Origin of the sequence: Saccharicrinis sp. GN24d3 (assembly GCF_052400645.1) — a bacterium.
Lineage (GTDB): Bacteria > Bacteroidota > Bacteroidia > Bacteroidales > Marinilabiliaceae > Saccharicrinis.
In genome coordinates this window covers 353,826-374,809 of sequence record NZ_JBQTGI010000001.1, presented here as the reverse complement: position 1 = coordinate 374,809, position 20,984 = coordinate 353,826, and the positions used below count along the sequence as shown (strand labels likewise).

Below are 20,984 nucleotides of genomic sequence, written 5' to 3'. Positions count from 1 at the left end.
AAAAATTATAACATCAACAACTTGCAAAATGTTACCTCCTTAACACTTCGAATATTATTCATTAATTTTCAACACCTTAAGCCGGTAAAAAAAATTCAACAGACACCTTATTTCTGTAATTAAACCAAAGGAAAAGAACCTGTCATTTCTTTCTTACCTGGCCATTTGTTTTTATTTCTGTCAATTTCAGCTGCTCGGTACAATAGCATCTCCCATTATCCTCCCCAAAAAGTGAAGGGTCTATTCCTGTGCAACTATGTTCAACCCGCAATATGTATCTCCCACTCAACATATTGAAGGATCAGGTTAGAAACCGCTAATATGTGATTTCTGAAATTACCATTAGCCGTCTGTGCCTGAATACCTAATCCTATCAGGATGGATAGCACAAAACTAAAATCTTACTCATTTTAATATTTTTATACTACAATTTAACAAATCGAGTTGCTGCTTTTGTTTGCTTATCGGTAATAAGCATCAGGTAACATCCAGTCGGTAATTCATCAATATTTATTGAAGTTCTAGAATGGTCACCCGAAATTAAACCCATTTGCATTACTGTGCCGGAAATAGAATAAATAACATACTTCATATTCAACCTACCCAGATCATTTGATTGGACATAGAGTCGTCCTCCATCAACCGGGTTAGGAAACAACATTAAACCTACCTCCCGTAATTCTTTTACGCTCACGTCCGATTCACATCCTTTTTCATCCACTTCTTTACCGGGGGTAGTATTAGGACATTGATCAATATCGTCGGTAACACCATCGCCATCGGTATCTAGTTGCGACAGATCAGGGTTAACTGAACAATAATCTCCAGGTAAACCATAACATCCTAATCCGGCAGGGCCTTCCTCCGGGTTCCAGCTAATACCAGCCGTCCAAGCTGTTGCGCCATATTCATAAGCTCCTACATCAGGAGCAATACCTACAAATCCATCAGTAAAACCCGCTATTTCTCTACCATAATCGATGGGTTGCGTTGCTGCTTGTAAAGTAAAATCTCCATTAGCCAAATCGGTAAAAGGATCTCCATTTGAAATAGTTAAATTATTTTGTTTGTCAGCCTGTTCTTCCCAATTTGCATCATCAGAAAGGTTATTCCATACATTAACATTCGAAAATGCAGTGCCATCTTTGTGCCACGCTCCCATAACAGCAGAACCGTTCCACAGGGTGTTATTATAAATGTTTAAATCTTTTCCGTCCCAGTTAATCTGGATATTAGTCCATTCGGTATTACATACAACATTATGGTGCACATCAAATGCTTCTGCGTCATTATCTAAATAAATACCAGCTGCTTTACCATGAGCTCCTGGCGCGCCATAATTGTCATGAAAATAATTATGGTGAATCTCAACGTATTGCGGACCTCCTGTTGTATAATAAAGAGCACAGTCATCAACAATCCCATTTCCATAAGAAATATCATTATACGCATATTCGGCATTGGTGTGATTTGCATTTATAATATCACGTCCTGCATGGTGTAAAGTATTGTTTTTAACAACCGTATTTGAACCATCTCGTAAACTCAGTACAGCATCGTAACATCCTAAAGTATTAAAGTGATGAATGTGATTGTTTAGAATTTTATGACCATCGCCAGATGCTTTAATTCCATTACCAGCTCCATATGCAATCTCACATTTTTCAATGGTATTATTAGAACCGTTAATCATGATACTTTGACTACCTGAGTTAAACCCATTATCTACAACTCCTCTGGTATGATTTCCAAAGGTACTGGTTACTTGGTAGATTAAGTTATTTGATGCAGATCCTGTAATATCAATTCTACCACCTGTTACGGCCAGGTTCTTAATTTGAATGTAATTTCTATTGTTTAGGTTAATGGTTAGTTCTCGCCTTCTCATGCTTATTTGACCATCTGTGGGTATTGTTCCTCCATCTACTTGCAAATAAAGTGTTTTTGTAGATTCGTTGAAGTACCATTCGTTATCAATATCAATAGCTTCTTTAACACCTTCTAAGAAAAAATAACCTAAGCTAGCAGGATCATGCCAGGTACGAATCCAACTAGGGCTTTTATCTAACTCAAAATTAACTTGTGTTGAGGTACTTGATTTAATCCATGATTTCCAGGCAATCCAGCCACCGCCAGCTTTGTTTCCATAAAACCAGATAGATCCACCATCTTCCCAATTAAAATTGGGGATTCCATCGTTATAGGTAAGGTAAGCATTCAAAATTTCATCCGATCCGCTACCTCCACTATTCCTAATTCCATTTGGAGTACTTATATCACCATCCGTATCGTTAGGCCATCGGGCTAAAGTCATCATTTGATCTTCGTTGAAAACAAGATTTTTTTGTGCTAAACTCCAATCTATTGTTGTTTTGTAGATGTTACCTTCATCTAATGTCCAACCGCTAAGCGCTTGCATTGCCGAAATAATTACTTTTTCGCCAGACTTACCCTGAAACACAATTGGTTTATCGCTAGTACCTGAGTTTTGGGGAGTTAATGTTTCTTCGTAAGTTCCCTCATGAATCGTAACCACATCACCAGCTTCGGCTATTGATGCTGCTTTTGATATGGTTAAAAATGGATTTTCCTCAGAACCATCATTGGCATCATCACCGGTTTTGCTTACAAAATAATTTTGTGGTTCATATGGCTCAATGTTGGTATCAGTAGTCAATGAAAAATTATCAAAATAAAGAGTTGTTGCATTTCGAGCCAAGTTAAACGACACTGCCAACTTATTAAAATCAGGATCTCCCGCGACCACCGAAGGCGTAAACACATACTCTTTTTTGTACCATGTACCATCGCCCTGGAAAGTAATAGTTGGCTGACTATAAGCCGTTCCCCACGCTGCTCCATCCATATTGGTGTGAGAATAAATAGATAAGTCGATGGATTCTTCGCTTCCCGAATTACTCATCACATAAAAAGAAAGCGTATATTCAGAAGAAGTAGACAAAGCTACATTCTGTTGACGAAAGAACACCTTGCCTGGGTCCTCGTTAGCAGCTGGTATCGTAGCCATGGCGGATGTTGTTCCTTCTTGCGCATAATCCGTCGAAGCGGCAAACGAAGCCGTTGCCCCACCCCACGAACCAGCTGTCCAGTCTGTTAATCCGGACTCGAAACCAGGATTCATTAATAAGTTTTGCGCATTAAGCGAACTGGTTATAACCAAAACTATTAATAATATTAATCTAGTACATCTATTTTGCATATTCTAAAATTCTATAAAAACCGAATCACGATTTATAGCAATTCCGTTTTTGATTGGGTAAGTATTTAATATTTTACTGTACTGACAACAGCCCCGTTGATGCATCTGAACCTACAATATAACGAACCACATAAGTGCCGTTGTTTAGATCCATAACCGACATAACCGTTGTTCCTTTCTCGCTTTGCACTTTCTTTTTAACAACTCCATCCATAGATAACACTTCAATAACACCTTCTTTTTCTGTAGTTAAATAAACTTTAGAATTAGATGGGTTTGGGAATATCTTTAAACTGCTTTTGTTGTACTTAATACTATTTACTGAAGCATCATCTTCAATTCTGGCACGTAAAACCACAGCGCCAACACCACCCGACTTTCCATCCGGAAAAGTAACTCTTATTGTATTCGTATTTTTAAGCAAATCAGCTGGGACTTTTACTATTTTTGTTGTTGCATAATAATCACCGGTAATCCTTTCTGCACAATCCTCAACCGGTGCGTCCAATTCTGTTCCATTAAAAAACAATTTAACCTCTTTGCTGTTATCGGCATCCCTGCCAATTCCAACTCTCAGTTCAGCTTCATTTACATAAGTGTAATTTGCCAAATCTATTTCAAAATCCTTACTGCCATTAAACTGAGCTCCTGTTTCGCTTGCATAAAACATGCTTTCGTTTAATGTTTTTTCTTCTCCAATGGTATTGGCATAATTAACAAACACCACTATCGATTCCTGGCTCCCAATTTCTAAAGTTGATAAAGTAGCTAGTGATTCCTCAAGCATTTCGGGTCTAAAATCAACTTGCCTTCTTAATCTACGAACGGTGTAATCACTTGGTGTTTCCGTGTAGTTATTAATATTTAAAGTAATTTCTGCATCCGTATTACTTTGGTTATGAAAAACCATTATCAACTGATTATCCGAAACAAAAGCATGATGCTGGATATCCGTATCGTCTATATAAGTATCAACACGTCTTCCTTTTACGCCTTTAAATAATTTATAAAAATCAATTAGTTTCGATTCCCTATAATCAGCACTGTTTTTATCAAAATTCTCTTTTACCAAAAGGCTCGAATAATAATAAGGATCCCATCCCGAAGTTTCTAACAAAATAAACGGAACTGATTTTAAAACCACGTGAGGATGGTTCATATAGGTCATAGTGTTAGCTATAGCACTGTTTACCATAATGAAGTTATCGATATTACGCTTCTCCATTTCATAATCAAAACCCGAACCCGCAAAATATTGTTGTCCTAATTTCTCCAATGCTGTTTCTCTGTTATCTGAATCAGAAATATAGCCTCCATGTTCACTGGCCAGATATTTAAACTCGTGACCTGCATTAGAACAATATGCTGCACATGCATCTAAAACCCCTTCTAAAGGCAAACCTGAGTTTATCGCACCAACAAAGTCATTTGCATCATCGTCCCATTTCATATAATCATACGAGTGAAAAGAGTAAAAATCAAGTTTAAATTCGGTATTGCTTATAAAGTTGGTAATACCCCTTAAATTTCGGTATTCATTTTTATGGTAGTTGCTTACTGAAGAACATGGCCCCCCAATTAAAGTATTAACACCTTCAGCGGTTACTTTTTCCTTAGTTTTTACATGCAAATCAATAAAGCGCTGGTCGTCATAATGCTTCCAGTGAGGTTCGTTCATCAGCTCATAATATGCAGGGCGCTGAAAATCGGTATGTCCATATTTTAGGATGGTAGATATCAACTCGGCCGCTGATTCCGCATTTGAAGGGTATTTATGACCTGCGCTTCCATCTACTGTATACTGATCCATATAATCCGGATATCCATCTGTTCCTTCGTGACAGGCCAAATCTTGGTTATCACCGAAAGCCGTTTTAAGCATATCCATGCCGTCATCATTTAATCCCGTCTTTTTACTTTTAAAATAATCGATATCGGTAAATCCAGGTCTTTCCGAATCCTCCCGCAACGAATTACCCCAGAAAGTTTCTGATTTTACCATCATCAACTTACGGCCGACCGTCATTTCCAAATCGTTGATATAATAATCGGCCATGGTCATGTCATAACCCATCAATTTCGATTTAATCTCACTAACATTCGCTGCCAGGTTAAAATACTTGGTACGGTTTAAATCCTTGTGCCCTTCTATGCTTTTTGATATGGTTGGCGAAACATCTACTGTAATCTGTTGCTGAGCAATCCCCGCTAACGAAAATGCCGACATCAATAAAGCTCCTGTAGTTTTTTGTAGACTTTTTAGCATAAATTTATTCTATTATTATTTCTGTTTTTTTGTTGATTCCTGCGATTTTTATTTCAATCTCTGCAACACCCTTCTTTTGCAATGCCTGAAGAATCATCAAACACCTGCCTTCCGACGTAGTTACCTTATTACGCTGATAATCCTGTATACTATTAGGGGAACCATTGTCAACACCCAATAATTTTGCCGGGCCGTTCATTTTAAATGCTACTTCTTTTTCAAGATGTTTTACCGGAATACCTTTACTATCTACCAATTGAATTTCGAAATGAGCTACATCACAGGCGTTGGCATTTAGCGTATCTTTATCCACATGAATAAGAAAATCTGTAGGTTCAAGCGCTGTTTTTAGTGAATGTTGCACTGATGCAGAAACAGCCTTTAATTCACCCTGATGATAGGGTACAAACCATTTTAGAATATGGTCATCCACATCAGATAAATGCCTAACACCATAGGATTTATCGTTTAAAAACAATTCAACCGCCTCCTGGTTGGTATAAATTTCAACCATAACACCTTCACCCTCGTTGTAGTTCCAATGTGTATTTACATCCTGCCAGCCCCACTTTTGATGAATTGACCAGTCTTTTTCTTTTTCGATAACCTCACCACCTTTAGTTAAAGTATATGGCGATTTATCTGAAGTTTGTGTAGTGATATACACATGTGGCACTTTGTTCCAAAGCGATTTAAACATGTGGTAGGATGGATTTTCAAAACCCGCAAAATCCAGCATCCCACTCCCGCTTCCTCGAACAGGCCAGCGTCGCGATTCCCCCATGTAGTTGATACCTGTCCACATAAATATACCGCTCATATATTCGTTTTCAACCACAGGTTTCCATTCGTGATAACGAACCCAGTTCTCTGTTCCTAAAATAACCTTATCGGGATAATGTTTTCTGCAATAATCGTAAACCGACTGACGATAACTTAAACCCACAATATCCAAGGCATCGGCATAACCCGAAAACATACTTACAGCAGGGATTACCAGGTTAGCAGTAACAGGACGTGTTGTATCAAACTTTTTAATTGTGCGGGATAATTTACGAGCCGTTTGCGCACAAACATCCTCCTTACCCGATTTATAAAATAGCTCTTTTACTTTCTCAATAGATAAAGGAGGCTCATCCCAATAATAATTTACATCGCCCACTTTAGTACTTCCCCAATAACCAGTTGCCTGGCCGTAATTAGGGAAAGTCCATTCTATTTCGTTACCGATGCTCCACATAATAATGGAAGGGTGGTTCCTGTCCCTAAGAATCATGTTGGTCAGGTCACGTTCGCACCACTCATCAAAGTATTGGGCATAACCTTTGGTTTCTTCATCTACGGATTGTTGATTGTAATTTTTCCTTTTGTCCTTTGGTTTTTGAAACTCATCAAAAGCTTCATCTTGCACCAGAAACCCGATTTCGTCGCAGATATCCAAAAACTCTTCCGATGGAGGATTATGAGCGGTACGGATAGCATTACAGCCAGCTTCTTTTAATTTCATTAGCCTTCTTTCCCACACTCCACGTGGGACTGCGGCTCCTACCAAACCACCATCATGATGAAGACATACTCCTTTTATCAAGGTGTTTTTACCATTTAAAAAGAATCCTTTTTCTGCATCAAAATAAAAGGAGCGGATACCAAATTTTGTTTCAGTATTGTCAACCACTTTACCATCAACAATCAATTCAGTAACAGCGGTATATAAATTAGGTGTTTCTGTATCCCAAAGTTGTGGATTATCAACCCTAACGGTATAAGCCACATTAGATTTTGCTTCTCCATTAAAGGTTAAGTCTAATTTCTCTTCTTCAGAAGCCACTTGAGCCTCATTAAAGTAAATTGTATTTTTGAGGACTATGTTTCCTTCAGTACTTTCTATTTTTAAATCCGTTGAAATATTTACATCTGCATATTCCTTTGTAACTTTAGGCGTGGTAACAAAAACACCCCATTGTGGAATATGTGTTTTATTAGCAATTACCAACTTTACGTTGCGATATATTCCTGAACCCGGATACCAGCGACTATCCAAAAATGCTGTTCTATCGGCCTTAACTACAATTACGTTTTCTTTACCAAAATTGATATGTTCCGATAAATCGTAACTAAAAGGAGCATAACCAAATGGTCGCTTACCTAAATAATGTTCATTTATCCATACTTCAGAATTGGTGTAAACCCCATCAAATTCAATTCTTACCAACTTATCTTTTGCACTTGAAGGCAATTCAAATGTTTTACGATACCAACCCACCCCTCCTGGCAGAAAGGCCGTAGCACCCCCGGTTTTTTCCTGGGTAAACGAATGTTCCACGCTCCAATCGTGTGGTAGTTTAACTTCCCGCCAATTGCTTTCATCAATATTTTCCTTAAATCCATTTTTCACATCTCCATAATGGAACTTCCAGTCAAAATTAAAATCTTCTGTCCTTCTCGTTTCCACCGTTGATGTGCACCCTAAACAGCTTATAAAAAAAACAAGGGCTACAATTATATTTCTCATCATATTCATTCAACTTATACGTTACAAAACTACCTTTTGTACAGTAATTGTTCATTGACAAAATAATGCTGATATAGGGGATATTTTTAACCCGGATAAAGTATTGGAGGTTCGTCATGAGCATGGCAAGTACAATAAAACAAGGCATTACTGAAACGAGGCATCACTTGTCCCGATTACTTTCGGGAGCATCGTTCTGGTGAGTTGAAAGTGATGCAACGAAGTGTCTTGTTTTAAAGTAATTTCAATAGGTAATAGAATTTCTAATGCATATTGCGGGTTTAACTAGAAAAAGCCTGCTTCTTACTATAAAGAAACAGGCTTTTATCTGTTATTTCAAAGGGAATTTACCCCCTCAGCTATTTTGTTTCTATTTTTAACGCGAACGCAAAATCACCGGGCTTTTCCTTAGGCATATCAACCGACAAACCATCGTCGGTAAGTTTCCACTTAAGCTCTTCTCCTGTTGCCAGCATACTTACCTTATCTATCTTTCGGTTCAATAGGTTTTCTTTGGTTGCTAAACTACGGATCACCATTTTATCCTTAGGCCAATCTAGCGCAAACGCGTACAGATTTCCATCTTTGGTTGTAAAACGAATATCTTCGGCAACCGCATCTTTGTTCTTATCTTCACTCAAATGACCTTCCTTAATCTCAAGCGGACCTTCGCCATAAATTTTCCAAGGGCGCGTGTCGTAGATGGCTTCACCGTTGGCCTTAAGCCACTCGCCCATTTCCAATAAACGCGACTTGACTCCATCGGGCATTACTCCATCGGCTTGCGGGGTTACATTCAACAAAACAGCGCCGTTTTTACTAACCACGTCCACCAGAAAGTCGATTAAACGATTGGTCGACTTATATTTCGGATCGGAGATATTACACCAAGCTTTCCAATCAATAGAATCATCCGTTAACCATGGGAAGTCTTTTTTTTCTTTCATTCGGGAGCGTTCCAAATCAAGTACTGCCGTACCTTCAACCATATCGGTAAACTTATAGGTACAAACTACATCTCTACCCCATTCTATTGCTTTATTGTAATAATTTGCCAGGAATTGCTTACGGTATTGCTCTTCAATGATATCCATCTTATTATCGAACCAGATGATATCTGGCTGATATTTGTCCATCAGCTCATTCAAGCGATCCAACCATTCCTGGTGAAATTCCTTTTTTGGGGGGTTAGGGTAATCACCCGTTGCCATTACAAACGAACCTTCCGGTACATAAGGCCCATAAAGACCTGCATATTCTGGGTCGCCGGCATCGGTATTCTTATCCCAAGTAGGGTACCAGGCATACAACCAATGACGGTGATAGGTAGCAATAAATTTCATACCTTGCTTACGAACAGCCTTTTCCATTTCGCCAACGATATCGCGCTTGGGTCCCATGTCCATGGCATCCCATTCTGTCAATTCACTATCCCACATAGCAAAGCCATCGGCATGCTCAGCAACCGGACCGGCAAACTGTGCTCCGGATTTCTTAAATAGTTCTGCCCATTCATCCGCATCAAATTTTTCAGCCGTAAACATGGGAATGAAATCCTTGTAACCAAACTCTTTTAAATCACCATAAGTCTCTTCATGATACTTACGAATTGGGTGCCCTTGGGTGTACATATGTATCGCATACCACTCTGTTTCATGAGCAGGCACAGAATAAGGTCCCCAATGAAAATAGATACCAAACTTGGTATTCAGCCACCATTCCGGTACTTTATATTGTTTTAATGATTCCCAATCGGCCGTGTATTTAGGTTCTGATTTGTTTTTTTCCGACTCTCCGGGTACAGCATTACAGGCAAACATGGCTGCTGCTATAAGGATTAATAGATAATTATTCATTACGATAAAATTAATTTGAGTTACAAAAAACTTTTGCTGATTTTCTTTATACAAAAATAAGGCACACGAATTATTTTGTTTTGCACTAATACGACATACCTTATCACAATACCGCTCAACCACGATACATAAATACCTCAAAAACAAAAGGTACCAGAAAATATGGCGCATTAGCAACATTATTATATTTTTACATTAATAATATTCTAATATTCATTTGTTTTTTGAATGAAAACATGAACTGGACTAGGTTCGTTTGGATCTTAAGAACAATTTCTTTCCTTACTTCATCTTATAACCCCTTAATGATAAAATAGCCACCTCATAAAAATCACCCCTTAAAAAAAGGAGTGATTCTCAATTTTAGGAATTACCAAGACGTAATTATATTAGAGTACAGTTTATATGTTTTATATTGGATCTGGATAGGTCTCGTCAGGGTATGCTGTTAGTGTATTACCTGAATTTCCTTGCTCAGTTAGGCCGATAGGTATGTATATGTGTTTGCTCCAATCAACTCCTGGATAAATAACTCCCATCACACTCTCTGCTCTTCCACTGCGAACTAAGTCAAACCAGCGATCTCCTTCTCCTGCCAGCTCCGCTCTACGTTCATACCACAATACATCTAAAACACTTGAAAAACGCTCAGGGTAATTTGAGATTAAATCGTCCACGGTATTATAGGTTCCTGTATTCATTCCTACGTGATACTTTCGTACTTCATCCATTAATACTTTTGCTTCCCCTTCGTTACCTGTGCCTCTTAACTTACATTCTGCCAACAAAAGGTACACCTCTGCCAAACGGATCACACGTTCGTTTCCCGGACGATTCAAAGACTTGGAGCCAAGATATTCATAATCTACCCAGCACGGATATTTCTTTTGTGCATAACCCACAAAATCAACCTGATTATATTGGGCTATATCCCATACTACATAGTCGTCCGGATCGCTAATGGTTGTATTCTCTTCGGTAACCAACTCATCGTAGGTATACGCAACAGCTCTTTTACGCACAGTATCGTCAGGAAGGTAGAAATCCATCAAATCGTGTTGAGGCAATACAAACCCCCAACCAGCTTCTATTTCCGGATGTTTGGAATTTAAACCGCGAGGGCCCGCATATTGTACCCAGAAGTTACCTTCCGTGCCATTGGTATTCGCCCAGCTAGTCCAACCTGATTTTGTAGATCGCTGAATTTCAAATATCGATTCAGAGCTATTCTCGGTGTGCGCATCAAACAAGTCTGAGTAATCAGCCACCAAACTATAATCGGAGCTGTTAATAACAGCTTGCAAATATTCCTCTGCTTTACCGAACAGGCTTGCATCATCGCTGTTCCAATCTGCCCAATAGACATACACCTTACCTAACAAAGCCTGAGCTGCCGCTTTGGTAATACGACCTAACTGATCATCGGGCATTTCACTTTTTTCCAATAACACCGGAATGGCCTCTAACAAATCGCTTTCGATGAAGGCGTTTACATTATCTCTACTTTGCCTGGTAAACTCTTCGCTCTCAGGATAAGTGGTTTGATCAATAATAGGACAGGGGCCATAAGTCCTTAATACATCAAAGTGATACCAAGCCCTTAAAAACTTAGCTTCAGCTTTATAAACAGTTGCTTCATCACTTTCATAGGAAGCGTTAATAACCAGGTTGGCTCGGTAGATACCTGTATAATTCTTCTCCCATATACCATCGGAGACATAATTTACTTCCGTATTGGTAAAGGCCTCTAAGGCTTGCATATCCGGCTGATCCCCTTCGCCACCTCCACCTGTTTTGCAATTATCTGATCTGATCTCTCCGAAAGGCACAAAGGTAGCCAGGGCGTTACAATATTGCAAGGGGTCATAGGCAGCCATCAACGCAGCATACATCTGATCATCTGTTTGATAAAAAGTATCTTCAGTAGAACTATTTACCGGATCTGATTCCAAAAACTCATCTGAACAGGCTACCGCCACAAACAATAACCCAAAGAAAAATATATTTTTAAGACTCTTCATTTTTTTCATTTTTTAAGTTCACAAATTAAAATGCCAGGTTTATTCCTGCACGGAAAGTTCTTGCTTGCGGATACATGGAGTAATCTAAACCTGTGTTTAATATGTTACCCTCCATCGCTCCCACTTCCGGATCAAACATAGGGTAGTCGGTAAAAATGGCCACATTATCGATGGCTCCATAGATCCTTACATTAGAGAGGTTAACCGATTTCAATATTTTTTCGGGGAATGTATATCCCAATTCAATTGTTCCTATCTTAAAGAAAGAAGCATCGCGCACATGAAATTCAGAGGGGTTACGCACATTATTATTTAAATCGGCTAATGTGACCCGGGGCACTCCTTTATCATCCCCTTCTTTTTGCCAACGATCCAACCAGAACGAAGGCAAATTGGATCTTCCGTATGCTTCATCCCGATATTGCGACATCCACACATCCACATCGGCTTTTCCGTGAACAAAAACACTAAAATCAAAATTTTTCCAGTTGGCACTGATATTGACGCCATAAGTCCATTTGGGCCAAGGGTTGCCGATATCCGTTTTATCTTCGGCTGTTATTTGTTTATCCCCATTGGTATCGTGCCATTTGAAATCTCCGGCTTGTGCATTGGGATAGGTTAAGTTTCCGTCCTCATCGGTATAACTATCCACCTCAGACTGTGTTTGGAAAATACCATCTATCTTATAGCCATAAAAATAACCGATGGGATATCCCTCCTGCATGCGGGTTACATTATACGAAGCCTTCCACGATCCTCCTTCTTCATATCCATTGTCGTTTCCAACCTCTTCCACCTCGTTCTTTAGATAGGATGCATTGGCATTCACGGCAAATGATACTTCTCCGACGTCAAAATTAGTTCCTAGCTGGATTTCGACACCCGAGTTCTTTACTTTGCCCAGATTATAATACGATGCCTCGTTACCTCTTACGTCCTCCACTGTCCTTTGAAAAAGCAGATCTTTTGTCGTCTTTACATAATAATCCACATTAGCTCTCAGCTTATTGTTGAATAAACCCATATCTGCACCAATATTTATCTGCTCACTTGTTTCCCACTTCACATCAGGATTGACCAGCGATGTTGGCGCCGAACCAGTCACCACGGAACTGTTTGTCCCCAGTGTATAATATTGATCATTTCCTACAATCGAAGTATAGGAAAATGCATCTATATCTTCATTACCGTTCTGTCCCCAACTGGCTCTTAACTTCAGGTAGTCGAAATTTTTAATAGTCCAAAACTCTTCGCTAGAAACATTCCACCCGGCACTTACCCCCGGAAATGTACCATACTTATTGGAAGGTCCAAAATTAGATGAGCCATCTACACGCACCACAAACTCAGCCATATACTTTTCTTTATAACTATAGCTGGCCCTCCCAAAACGTGAATACAAAGAATGTATAGCATTAGCAGAGCCTCCGTTTGAAGCGGAACCAACATCACCTGAATTTAGATACCAGAAATTTGAATTGGTCTCTGCTTCTACGGGCAGGTCGTTTCTGGTACCGGACAACCATTCATACGTATCCTCAGATGAAGATATACCTACCAAAACACCCAACGAATGGCCATTAAACTCTTTGGTATAATTCAATGTGTTTTCCCATTGCCAGAATGTACTTCTACTGGAGTTTTGACTTACACTACTGACTGTAGAATTAATATCTGACCGGTGATTATATTCGCGGGAAAAACTTCTTCTATTGTTAGAACTAAGGTTGGTGGCGAAATCTGTTTTGAACTTTAATCCGCTGATAAGTTCTATTTCCGCAAATACATTACCAAAAAAACGTTCTGTTTTGTTATATCCATTACTGGTTACATCCATAAAGGAAAAAGGGTTCCACATCCGTGAAAAAGGCACTGACGACACTCCATATCCATCTTCATCGGCAGCAACCAATCCATCACCATATACCGGAGTGGTTGGATCCATTTGCAACGCATAATAAACAGGATTATAACCATTGGTTCCTGTTGAAATACCATTTTTATCAATATGCGTGAAATTAATATTTGCACCTATGGTGATGTACTCTTTCACGTCCATAAACGTGTTTATCCGGGCATTATATCTTTTAAAAAATGATTTATCCCCTCCAATGATACCATCCTGATTACGATAGCCTAAGGACAACAAGGTACTACCTTTTTCTCCTCCCATGGTCGCGGTTACATTGTGTTCCTGCACCGGAGCAGTATCGGTTATTTCATTTAACCAATCTGTATCCACCCCTAAATTTTCTGTAGGCATTACTTCGGGATAGTTGCTTCCATCATTGGCATAGAACTCTTTCATCAGTTCAAGATATCCGTCAGTTTTTAACATATCCGGCTGGTTAAAGGCCCCTTGCACACCATAAAAACCATTGTATGTTAAGGTAGACTCTCCTTTTTTCCCTTTTTTGGTGGTAATAAGTATAACGCCATTGGCTCCTCTTGCTCCATAAATTGCCGCAGAGGTAGCATCTTTTAATACCTCCATGGATTCAATATCCGAAGGATTAACGGAAGTCATATCTGACATAGGCAAGCCATCAATAATATAAAGAGGATCTGAATTTCCATTGGTACCAACCCCTCGAATAACTATTTTAGGACTTGAACCGGGTTGTCCTGAAGCTTGTGAAACAACAACGCCTGCTGCACGTCCACCTAAAGCCTGATTTATATCAGCTGGCTTTGACTGAAGCAGATCATCCGAACTCAGACTACTAATAGCCCCTGTTACTACGCTTCTTTTTTTATAACCATACCCTACGGCAACTACTTCATCAAGACCAATAGCATCTGCCTGTAAAGTTATATTAATAGATGATTGCCCGGCAACTGGCACTTCCTGTCTTTGCATTCCTATAAAAGAAAAAACCAGTACTTCATTCCCCTGCAGATTTGAAATAACATAATTACCATCAATATCAGTAATTGTTCCAGTTGTGGTACCTTTAACCATAATAGCAACCCCCGGTAATGGGAACCCTTTATCATCAAGAACTTTCCCAGTTACTGTATGTTCAGCCTGTTGGGCTGTATTATTCTGAGTTAAAAATTCTCTGATCACTACTGTTTTGTCTTTAACAACATATTCAAATCCTTCAGGAACCAAATATTTATCCAGATATTCATATACAGTAACATTCTGTATTTCCACATTTTGTTTATCTACTTTATCAAAAAGATTTGAACGATATAAGAAAGTAAAATCACTTTGATTTTCAATCGCCTCCAATACCTGATAAACGGAAGCATCTTGTATTGCAACAGACATTTTAGTTTGTTGAGCATATGTACTTGCAGTACATTGCAAATAACTAATAAACAGAAAGAATAAGGTAAATTTCATAGTCAATTTCATTGCGCCCACATTGCGGGGCAAGTACTTTGATTTTTTTTTCATAATTTTACTACGTTTTTAATTTAACTTGGAATTATTAACATTAAAAGGGTGTGATATTGCCGTATCACATCCTTTCTTCATTTCCGGGTAATAAACACTTCATCTTGAGTTACTTCAAAACTAATTTCATTGGTTTCTTCAATCACAGATAATATATTCTCGAGACTCTCATAACGTTTTATCTTCCCTGTGAACTTAACATCTTTGCATACTGTATCACTAAAAAACACCGATACATTATACCATCTTTCAAGTGTTGTCATCATATCTTCCAATGATTGGTTTTTAAAATAAAACAATCCCTTTTTCCAGATTACAAATTCCTCTACATTTACTTTTTCTGTCGCAATAATATCATTAACGGGATTATATACTGACTGAAAACCAGGCTTAAGAGTCACTACATCAGCATCACCTGCTTTTACATTAACCGATCCTTCAACCAGGGTAGTTTTAATATTATCATCATCTGGATAGGAAGAAACGTTAAACTGGGTTCCTAAAACCTGAACTGTATGTTTGCTTGAAAGTACATTGAATGGACGTTTTGCATCTTTAGTAACTTCGAAATAGGCTTCTCCTGTCAATTCAACAATTCTATTATCATTGGCAAATGTTACTGGGTAACGAAGTATAGTTTCGGAGTTTAACCACACTTTGGTTTTATCGGATAATTCGAGAAAAAATTCACCTCCTCGGGGAATTTTTATAGTATTATAAATTAATTGATCTGCTTTTTTAATAGTCGAAACATAAGACAACCCTTCTTCGGATTGTTGCAAAATGGTTTGGCCTTGTCGTATCTTTATAGATGATTTTGTTGTCAACTGTTTTGCTGTGCCATCATCTAGTATTAATATAGCCTTTTGCTTTCCTGATTTTGTTTTCGGCTCAATATTTTTTGCAATAATTTCTTCAGGATCAAACGAATCTATTTGAAACACATAAGTTACTGTGGCTATGATAAAAAGAATAGCAACTGAAGCAACTATACGAGTAAAAACGATTTTGCGGCTAATTCTTGCTTTAATATTCTTTAGCGCTTTATTCTTATTAGCAGGTTTTCTTGAAAATGAAGAGCCTTCTTTATAAAACTTTACCGCATTGTTAAATAACTCCCTATGCTTTGGAGAATATCGCAGCCAATTTTCGAGTTCCTGGCTTTCGTCTTCTGAAATAGTAAAATGAATTTTTCTCCAAATAATATTAAAGTCTATATTTGATTTATGCATTTTTCTTTTTTGATTTTTCCTTAAGACGACAAGGATTCCAAAAAGGACGACACATATCTTTACTTTTTTTTGTTTTTTATAACAAGCTCTATCCCACTCATGAAAGTATACAAAAAAAGCTATAGAAAATAGAATAACAAAAAATCATGAATGAGCTCACGCAATTTACTTTTTCCCCTGGCCAGCTGAGTTTTTACTGTTGAAACAGAAATTTTTAATTCCTTGGCTATTTCTTCAATCTTTAGTTGTTGATAGTATTTGGCTTTAAATACTTTTCCCATTTGAGGAGGTAGATTATTTATGGCGATTTTAATAGACTCTAAAGAACTATCATCCTCGATATCCTCATCTTGCAAAATTAATTGAGTCGAAATAGAAAGCAATCTGTATTTATCTTTTACTTTAAGGTGTTTTAAATAGTCGAAACACCTGTTTTTTACTGATTGAAAAAAGTATGCCTTAAGCGAAGTTCTGACTATTAGAGAGTCATTATTTTCCCATAACCACACAAAAAAATCCTGTACAATATCTTCGCTCACACATCGGTTAAATACATAAACTTCAGCAAATTGTACTAGGCTATCGTAATAATCCTCAAAAATGACTTCGAAAATCCTTCTATCACCATTCCTTAGCCTTTTTAAAATGTCCTGATCAAAACGATATACTTCTAATGGTTTTTCATGACTTAAGGATTTCATGCTATTATTTGTAGATATTTAGTAAAACTACATAAATATAAGTTACCTGTTTATATCGTTCTACTTTTATTCACATTCAATGATATCGCTTTTCCTTCTTCACAAAAATACAGTACATAAAAAACAACTGCATACATTAATCCAACTTTTCTTATCACAATACCGCTCAACCACACAACAAAAACAATACCAGAACAAAAGGCGTCAACACATTGAACGCCTTTATAATATTATTATGATTTTATCTTAATTCGATTATTGATTCCAGTATTCGTCAACTATTTTCTTGATATGCGGATAGTTTTCATCGGTATCTCCTATTTCTTCACGCAGTGCTTTGAGTTTCTTTTTCATCATTACTTTAACCTGGGCGTACTCTGGATTATCATATACGTTGTTCATTTCTTTCGGATCGTTTCTTAAATCGTAAAGCTCCCAGGCCGGAGGTGTATGACGGGTAAAATCGTTACCCCACGATTTTTTGTTCCATTCAGCATTCGGGTCATCCGTATCTACCCAATATTTTCCGTAAAAGAATATCAACTTATAATCCTTGGTTCGAACCCCAAAGTGAGCAGGATTTGCATGACGGTGAGCCATATGCATCCAATATCTGTAATAGGTTGCATCCCTCCATCCTTCAGGTTCTTGACCGGTTTCAAGAACTTTTTTAAAACTTTTACCTTGCATGTACTCAGGCGTTGTTCCTCCTGCCATTTCAATTAAGGTAGGTGCAAAATCTGTATTGTTAATGATGGCATCTGTTCTTTGTCCCGCTTTAATTTTTTCAGGGTAGTGAACAATAAATGGCATACGCATTGACTCCTCATACATCCAACGTTTGTCGATATAATCGTGTTCTCCTAACATAAAACCCTGGTCTCCTGTATAAACAATAATGGTATTCTCCCAAAGTCCTTCTTGTTTAAGGTAATCGAATAAGCGTGCCAGGTTATCATCCACTCCTTTTACGCAGCGCAAATAACGCTTCATATATTCTTGATAAGCCAGCTTTGTATACTCAGGATCAGGGATATTCTGATCTATATCCATATGCATACCCATATTACGAATAGTATTTCGATGTGAAACAGATGATCCAATAATATTAATTAACTCATCATTATAACCTTTGGTTCCAACAGAACCATTATTCTTATTATCATACAAACTAGCTGGCTCAGGAATAAATGTTTCTTCTAAATAATCCTTATAGCGAGGCGCAAACTCAAACAAATCATGAGGCGCCTTATAATGGTGCATTAAAAAGAACGGCTTCGTTTTATCCCTGTTTTTTAGGTAATCTAAGGTAAGATCCGTAATCACATCCGAACTGTGACCTTCTGTTTTAATGGTTTTTGTATTCTTAGTTATTGGAAACTCATACTTCATTCCTTTTTCAATAAATACCGGATTGAAGTATTCTCCTTGTCCGCCATGTCCAACAAGCACTTTATAATAGTCAAATGCAGATGGTTCATTGTGCAGGTGCCATTTACCTATAATAGCCGTTTGGTATCCCAGCTTTTTCATTTCTTCAGGAAGATACTGTTTATCACCAATATGTCCTTCCAAGTCGACTACTCCATTAACATTGCTGTACTGCCCCGAAATAATACAAGCTCTACTGGGCGTGCAAATAGAGTTGGTAACATAACAGTTGTCAAATATTATTCCTTCCTCTGCAAACTTATCCAAGGTAGGTGTAGGATTTAATTTTGCCAAACGGCTATTATATATACCCAAGCCCTGTGCGGCATGATCATCGGACATGATATATATTATGTTTGGTTTATTTTCTTCTTTAGTAACAGAACTACAAGATGCTGAAGCAGCCAACACGATGGTCAGCATTCCTATTACTTGACGAGTTGCATTAAACATGATAGTTATGATTATATATTATTAAAACCTAAAATTAACAGTAAGAATGAAACCAACATTACACAAACAGGTAAGAAAAAGAGGGGGGTTTTAAAATATCAACTCCCATTGACCACCAAAACAGCGTTTTCACCAATGTTCAAACAAAAGCCCCCCCTATTCATTCTTATTTGTTCCCTTTGAAATTAATCGCTTCGGGTAATTTTACATGTCTAAAAATAAGGTCATAATTAGTAACTATTGAGAATAATATAAATAAACACTATAACAAATGGACAGAAAATTACGAACGGGATTGTACATTTTAAGTACTGCCATTGCAATAACATTGGGCGGTTGCTCCACCACGTCCATAGATAAAAGCTCTGCATCGTCTGATGGTAAGGAAACATTTACCGCGGATTGGGAATCATTAAATAAAGTAAACCAAGTACCTGAGTGGTTTAAAGATGCTAAGTTTGGTATTTATGCACACTGGGGACCTGTTTCTCAGGCTTTTGTGGAAATGGAACCTAATCAACACATGGCTGGCTGGCACGGAATGATGATGTATGGAGTTAACGGAGTACCTAACTGGGAAACCGGAAAAAACACAGGAAAACCCACTTCCAATTACCTTCACCACAAAAAACTATTCGGCGACCCAGTCACAGAAGAAAAATTTGGATACAAGTATTTAATTGAAAAGTTTGACCCTAGTGGTTTCGACGCTAAAGAATGGGCTGAATTATTTGCACGCTCTGGAGCTAAATTCTCGGGTCCTGTCGCCATGCATCATGATAACTTTGCTATGTGGGACAGCAAAGCAACACGATGGAACTCGGTTAACTACGGCGGAATTGATGTATCCAAAGAACTTAAGTCTGAGATTGAAAAACGGAACATGAAGTTTTTAGCTTCATTTCACCACGCGTTTACCTGGATGTATTATGCGCCGGCGCACATGTATGGAAAGGTTGACCCAAAGGATTATGACCTTTATACCAACAAACACACCATGGACGACAAAATGCCTGATGATGAATTTCATGAGCAATGGTGGGCCAAGCTAAAAGAATATATTGACGTATATCAGCCGGATGTACTTTGGTTTGACTGGTGGTTGGAAAATATGACCGAAGAATGTAGAAAAGAATTTCTAGCATACTACTACAACAAAGGAATTGAGTGGAATAAAGATGTGGCTGTTCTGTTTAAGGAAACCACTTTTACAGAAGAGACTGCCATCAGAGATTATGAACGTGGTCGCCCGAACCAAATAAAAGAGCAAGCCTGGATTACGGACACTTCCCCAGGTGCCTGGTTCCACAGATCTAACGCGAAATTTGTTACAACGAATCAGCTGGTTGATATCTTAGTTGATATTGTATCCAAAAACGGTAACATGTTGTTAAACGTACCACCAGATCCGGATGGAACTATTCCCCAAGTGATGAAGGATCTTTTAATTGGTATGGGAGATTGGTTAGCGGTTAACGGTGACGCCATTTATGGAACACGTCCCTGGGTAACTTTTGGAGAAGGACCAACTCGGCTGCCATCGGGTGGTCATAAAATTGAGCGTAAAAAAATTGTATACCAAGAAACCGATATTCGTTTTACGAAAAAATCGGATACTGAATTCTTTGCTATTGTAATGGATACGCCTAAAAAGGATATCGTTATTAAGACTTTAAGTACCGATATGGCTGTATTACCAGTAGCTATTGAGAAAGTGGAACTATTAGGTAGCGACGAAGAAATAAAGTGGAAAAGAACTTCGAAAGGTTTAGAAATCAAAACCCCATCTTCATACCCTTCTAAACACAGTCATGCTTTCAGAATAATCTGTGAAGGATATAAAGAAGCGGATATAGGTGGAGCAATTGAGCAGAACTTATAAT

The 20,984-nt window shown here is 38.1% G+C and carries 10 protein-coding genes; 1 reads left to right on the top strand and 9 read right to left on the bottom strand.

The genetic code is table 11. The features are described from left to right. Positions 1-424: 424 nt before the first annotated feature. From ACT29I_RS01150 to ACT29I_RS01110, 9 genes are all read right to left on the bottom strand, one after another. Positions 425-3,220: a carbohydrate binding domain-containing protein gene (locus ACT29I_RS01150; RefSeq protein ID WP_430934327.1), complete on the bottom strand. Its 2,796-nt coding sequence runs from the start codon at positions 3,218-3,220 to the stop codon at positions 425-427. Positions 3,221-3,293: 73 nt separating this feature from the next. Further along, entirely contained in the window at positions 3,294-5,486 is a 2,193-nt protein-coding gene (locus ACT29I_RS01145; protein WP_430934326.1) for a T9SS type A sorting domain-containing protein, read from the bottom strand. Positions 5,487-5,490: 4 nt separating this feature from the next. Continuing rightward, on the bottom strand, positions 5,491-8,001 hold the full coding sequence (locus ACT29I_RS01140) for a sugar-binding domain-containing protein (RefSeq protein ID WP_430934325.1): 2,511 nt from the start codon (positions 7,999-8,001) through the stop codon (positions 5,491-5,493). A gap of 356 nt (positions 8,002-8,357) precedes the next feature. After that, positions 8,358-9,854, bottom strand: coding sequence for an alpha-L-fucosidase (locus ACT29I_RS01135; RefSeq protein ID WP_430934324.1), 1,497 nt, complete (start codon positions 9,852-9,854; stop codon positions 8,358-8,360). Positions 9,855-10,264: 410 nt separating this feature from the next. Next, a complete protein-coding gene (locus ACT29I_RS01130; RefSeq protein WP_430934323.1) occupies positions 10,265-11,875 on the bottom strand; it encodes a RagB/SusD family nutrient uptake outer membrane protein in 1,611 nt (536 codons plus the stop codon). A 25-nt stretch (positions 11,876-11,900) separates the two neighbouring features. Further along, the gene (locus ACT29I_RS01125; protein WP_430934322.1) at positions 11,901-15,284 is read right to left on the bottom strand and encodes a SusC/RagA family TonB-linked outer membrane protein; all 3,384 of its coding nucleotides are present in this window, start codon (positions 15,282-15,284) and stop codon (positions 11,901-11,903) included. A 77-nt stretch (positions 15,285-15,361) separates the two neighbouring features. Continuing rightward, positions 15,362-16,516 (bottom strand): FecR family protein, encoded by a 1,155-nt coding sequence (locus ACT29I_RS01120; RefSeq protein WP_430934321.1) that lies wholly within the window; start codon positions 16,514-16,516, stop codon positions 15,362-15,364. Between the two features lie 119 nt (positions 16,517-16,635). Then, a complete protein-coding gene (locus tag ACT29I_RS01115; RefSeq protein ID WP_444792514.1) occupies positions 16,636-17,217 on the bottom strand; it encodes an RNA polymerase sigma-70 factor in 582 nt (193 codons plus the stop codon). A 255-nt stretch (positions 17,218-17,472) separates the two neighbouring features. Then, on the bottom strand, positions 17,473-19,101 hold the full coding sequence (locus tag ACT29I_RS01110; protein WP_430937178.1) for a sulfatase family protein: 1,629 nt from the start codon (positions 19,099-19,101) through the stop codon (positions 17,473-17,475). A 271-nt stretch (positions 19,102-19,372) separates the two neighbouring features. Between ACT29I_RS01110 and ACT29I_RS01105 the strand changes: the two genes are divergently transcribed. Then, the gene (locus ACT29I_RS01105; protein ID WP_430937180.1) at positions 19,373-20,983 is read left to right on the top strand and encodes an alpha-L-fucosidase; all 1,611 of its coding nucleotides are present in this window, start codon (positions 19,373-19,375) and stop codon (positions 20,981-20,983) included. The last annotated feature ends 1 nt before the right edge of the window (position 20,984 follow it).